6 protein-coding genes are annotated in these 4,767 nt (G+C 52.1%); all 6 read right to left on the bottom strand.

Annotated features, from left to right (window positions below; all coding sequences use genetic code 11):
- The coding region (gene trpB / locus ACP5D0_RS08240) for a tryptophan synthase subunit beta (protein WP_472365204.1) at positions 1-794 on the bottom strand (794 nt) is incomplete at its 3' end.
- Positions 795-824: 30 nt separating this feature from the next.
- The gene (locus ACP5D0_RS08235; protein WP_472365202.1) at positions 825-1,472 is read right to left on the bottom strand and encodes a phosphoribosylanthranilate isomerase; all 648 of its coding nucleotides are present in this window, start codon (positions 1,470-1,472) and stop codon (positions 825-827) included.
- Position 1,473: 1 nt separating this feature from the next.
- Positions 1,474-2,265, bottom strand: a complete 792-nt coding sequence (gene truA / locus ACP5D0_RS08230; RefSeq protein ID WP_472365200.1) for a tRNA pseudouridine(38-40) synthase TruA — start codon at positions 2,263-2,265, stop codon at positions 1,474-1,476.
- Positions 2,266-2,271: 6 nt separating this feature from the next.
- Positions 2,272-3,294: an aspartate-semialdehyde dehydrogenase gene (locus tag ACP5D0_RS08225; protein ID WP_472365199.1), complete on the bottom strand. Its 1,023-nt coding sequence runs from the start codon at positions 3,292-3,294 to the stop codon at positions 2,272-2,274.
- 84 nt (positions 3,295-3,378) lie between these two features.
- Positions 3,379-3,777: a bactofilin family protein gene (locus tag ACP5D0_RS08220; RefSeq protein ID WP_472365205.1), complete on the bottom strand. Its 399-nt coding sequence runs from the start codon at positions 3,775-3,777 to the stop codon at positions 3,379-3,381.
- A gap of 29 nt (positions 3,778-3,806) precedes the next feature.
- Positions 3,807-4,767, bottom strand: a 961-nt coding sequence (locus tag ACP5D0_RS08215) for a M23 family metallopeptidase (RefSeq protein WP_472365198.1), incomplete at its 5' end; no start/stop codon positions are given.

The following is a 4,767-nucleotide window of genomic DNA, read 5'->3' as shown; positions in this document are numbered from 1 at the left end:
CCGGCTTCAACACCATAAATTTTAACCGACTCATCCGGCAGAAAATCATAGAACAGACCGATGGCGTTCGAACCGCCACCGACACAGGCAATCAAAGCATCCGGTAAACGGCCTTCTTTTTCCAGATGTTGTTGCTTGGCTTCCCGACCGATAATCGCTTGAAAATCCCGTACCATGGCTGGATACGGGTGCGGGCCGGCCACGGTGCCGATAATGTAAAAGGTATCGTCCACATTGGTCACCCAGTCGCGCATCGCCTCATTCAGCGCGTCTTTCAGGGTGCGGGTGCCCGACTGCACCGCCACCACTTGCGCACCCAGCATTTTCATACGCGCCACATTCGGTGCCTGGCGCACCACATCATCCGCGCCCATATACACCACACACTCCAAACCGAGCCGTGCTGCAACCGTCGCACTGGCCACACCATGCTGACCGGCACCCGTTTCAGCGATAATGCGCGTTTTGCCAAGGCGCTTCGCCAGAAGCGCCTGCCCGATGGTGTTATTGATTTTATGCGCTCCGGTATGATTTAAGTCTTCGCGTTTGAGGTAAATTTTCGCCCCGCCTAAGGACTCAGACCAGCGTTCGGCATAATACAGGGGGCTTGGGCGACCGACATAATCCTGAAAGTCTTTCGCTAACTCAGCCAAGAAATCCGGGTCGGATTTCATGCGTTGATACTGTTGATTCAGCTCCTCCAACGCCGCCATTAGGGTTTCCGGCGCAAAAATGCCGCCATAGACACCAAAATGCCCTTTTGAATCAGGGTATTGCGAATAATCAATGCTCATAGTGAAACTCACTTTTCATTTAAATGCTGTTTACGTTTTAGGGAAGGCTGCGGACGCGTTCACAGCGGTCACAAAAGATTGTATCCGGCGCTCCGATTTTTCACCCGGTGCAACTTCCACCCCCCCGCTGACATCGACCGCCCAAGGCCGAACCGTTTGAATCGCTTGGGCGACATTCTCCGGCGTCAAGCCACCGGCCAGAATAATCGGCAAACAGGCGTCATCTCGCTTCGAAGGTGCGACCCAATCCCAGTTAAAGGCTTCGCCGGTGCCGCCGGGCACACCTTTGACATAGGTGTCCAGCAACAAAGCGCGGGCGGTGGCATAACGCCGAGACAATTCGGCGAGGTCGGTATCCGGCTGCATCCGCACCGCTTTGATATAAGGACGCTCGAATTGCTCGCAAAATGCAGGCGTTTCATCGCCGTGAAATTGCAGCAAATCAATCTGCAAACCCTGAATCACGGATTTCACCAGGCCTGGCTCGGGGTTGACGAATAACGCCGTCGTGGTCACAAACGCCGGCAGAACATCGATAATCGACCAGGCCTGGTCAATTTCAACATGACGCGGACTGGGCGGGTAAAACACCAACCCTAAGGCATCGGCTCCGGCTTTTGCCGCCGCCAACGCATCCTCGGATCCGGTCAAGCCACAAATTTTAATGCGTGTTCGCATCTCATCCACCTTGCCATAACAATTCGTTCAATTCGACCTGCGGTAGCTCAAACGCTTCCGGGTAAAACGCATTCACAAAATAGAGTCCATCCGCCGGCGCCGTCATCCCCGCCTGGGTGCGATCCTGCTTTGCCAGCAAATCGGTCACCCAGTCCACTGGCTTTTCCCCACGGCCCACTTCCAACAAGGTGCCGACAATATTACGCACCATATGGTGTAAAAACGCATTGGCGCGAATATCAACAAACACAAAGTCGCCGCGACGCGACACCGCTATCCACTGTACTTCCCGGCGTGCATGCGCCGCTTGGCACCCGGCCGCGCGAAACGAGGAAAAATCGCGCTCGCCGATGAGAGCCTGTGCCGCCTGATGCATTTTCGTTTCATCCAGCGGCCAGCTTTCCCAGGTCACACGATGCGCCAAAATGGCCGAATGCACGGAACGATTGAAAATCACATAACGGTATTGGCGCGCCACCGCCGAGAAGCGAGCATGAAAGTCTCCCGTCATGGGCTTGACCCAAATCACCCGAATATCACGTGGTAGCTTGGTATTCACACCTTGCACCCAAGCTTTATCGGGACGTTCGGCGGTGGTCACAAAATGCGCAACCTGACCAATGGCATGGACACCGGTATCGGTGCGACCCGCGCAATTCAACTCGATGGGTTCATTGGCAATTTCCGACAAAGCCGCTTCCAACGGCTGCTGCACCGAGTCACAATGCGCTTGTCGCTGCCAGCCGCAATAGGCCGTGCCTTGATACTCAATACCAATTGCCAATAACGCCATTGGGGATTAAATATGCTCCTGAATCAACAGTTCCGCGATCTGAACCGTATTGGTGGCCGCGCCTTTACGGACGTTATCCGCCACCACCCATAAATTCAGACCCTTATCGCAGGAAATGTCCTCACGCACACGCCCAACGTAAACCGGGTTGGTATCGGCGGCATCGGTGACCGCTGTCGGATAGCCGCCATCTTCGTGTTCGTCGATCAAAACAATGCCGTCGGCCGCTTTAAACAGCTCCTTGGCTGTTTCAGCGGTGATTTTGGCTTGGGTCTCAATGTGAATCGCTTCGCTGTGACCGTAGAAAACCGGCACTCGCACCGCCGTCGGGTTGACCAAAATGCGATCGTCGCCCATGATTTTCTTCGTTTCCCACACCATTTTCATTTCTTCTTTGGTGTAGCCATTGTCTTGGAACACATCGATTTGCGGAATACAGTTAAAGGCGATCTGCTTTGGATACACCTTGGCTTCCACCGGTTTCATATTCAGCAGGTTGGCGGTTTGCGTGGCCAATTCATCAATCGCCTCTTTTCCAGAACCGGACACCGCTTGATAAGTGGCCACATTGATGCGGGTAATGCCTACCGCATCGTGAATCGGCTTTAATGCGACCAACATCTGAATCGTTGAACAGTTCGGATTGGCGATAATGCCGCGTGCTTTATAACCGGCTACGGCTTGCGGATTCACTTCCGGCACCACCAATGGAATATCGTCGTCATAACGGAATTCGGAGGTGTTATCCACCACCACGCAACCGGCCGCCGCCGCCTTGGGCGCATATTCGCGGGACACGCTGGCTCCCGGTGAAAACAGACCAATCTGAACTTTAGAGAAATCAAATGTCGCCAGATCCTGAATTTCGACCCAACCACCATTGAATTCCAATTTTTTACCCGCCGAACGGCTACTCGCCAGCGGGTAAAGGTTCCGAACAGGGAAGTTGCGTTCTTCCAACACTTTCAAAATGGTTTCACCCACCGCGCCAGTGGCACCCACGACCGCAACATCATACTGCTTAGACATACTTCTCCCTTTTCAGTTTCGTAATTAATTCACGCATTCAATGGTTTGACGACCCAACTTAATGACACCCACGTAGGGGTCAACTCATTTCGAACTGGACGATTTTTCGTCCGATGTCGAAGACAGGTTTGATTCATCCGCTGCGGTCTCATCGCTTTCGATCGATTCCGTTGCGCCGCGTTGATCCTCAAGCGTGGTCTGCGTCTCTTCCGGAAAACTCACAATCAACCCACCTTCGGTTAACTCGCGACTTTCACCAATGAATTTACCGCCGGATTCGATCATCATTTGACCACACACCACCTCGCCGAGCAGCTTGCCTGTGGCTAAAATATCAATGGTTTCGCAGGCCACCTTGCCTTCCAAGGTGCCGCTGACCACAATATTTTTTGCTTTTACCAGGCCTGACACCATGCCTTGATCCCCGATTGAAATATCATTTTCGGTTTCAATAATGCCATCGACTTGACCGTCAATATGCAGCGCACCGCCTGGATCCTTTATTTCCCCGGTTATTTTACATCCCGAAGCAATAATTGTTTTTCCACCAACTGAACGCGATTTTGAACCATTTGACTTAAAGATCCCCATGGAACGCCCTTTACCTTTTCAAAAATTTCATCGTAATTCTGTAAATCCCAACCAATAAACGGCACTGGGTTCAATTTACGCTGTACAAAGCTCACTTCATAATGCAAATGAGGCCCCGAAGACAAACCGGTGGAGCCGATTTCACCAATCAGATCTCCCTTTCTAACGGCCTGACCGGTTTCAACCGATAGCTTGCTTAAATGGCCGTAAAGCGTTTTAAAGCCATAGGTGTGCGAGATAATAATGAGCTTGCCATACCCGCTTTTTTTGTGATGCCCGGCATACTCAACCACCCCATCCGCTGTGGCAATAATGCCATCGCCCTTTTTACCGCGATAGTCAATCCCACGATGAAACTCGCGTGTGCCCCGGACTGGATGGGTGCGCCAACCATAGCTGCTGCTCACACCCTTAAACTCTTTCACTGGGCGGCCATTTGGAATATCGCGCAGCAACACCTGCTTTTCTAAGGTGCTCAACTGCACCATCTTGACGCGATCGGCGATCACCATATCTTCTTCGGCATCCACGCCAATCAAATCTTCCAGCCCTCTCAGCGTTTGATCCAGAAACTGAATTTGCTTGGCACGGTCGTCCAGTTGGTGTTGCAGTTTCAGCTTTTCGGTTTCTAACGCAACATAGGCCTCTTGGCTGTTCTCAAGCACGGCGCGATATTCCAACTCCGCGATTTGGCGATTCTGCTCAATCGCAACAATTTCTTGATTCAACCACCAGATCACCGCAGCCGCAGAAGCCAACAACACGACCACAAACAGCACCACAAACAGCGCAAATTTCCGAACAAACTGTTTAAACGAAAAATGCTTGGAGCCATGAACGTCGCTGATGGTAATGGTAAAGTGATTTTTCATTCTGACGCGC

The sequence above is a fragment of the Hydrogenovibrio sp. genome, from assembly GCF_049975065.1.
Classification (GTDB): Bacteria; Pseudomonadota; Gammaproteobacteria; order Thiomicrospirales; family Thiomicrospiraceae; genus Hydrogenovibrio.
Note: the sequence above shows the minus strand (reverse complement) of the source record. Positions and strands in the feature narration are given on the sequence as shown.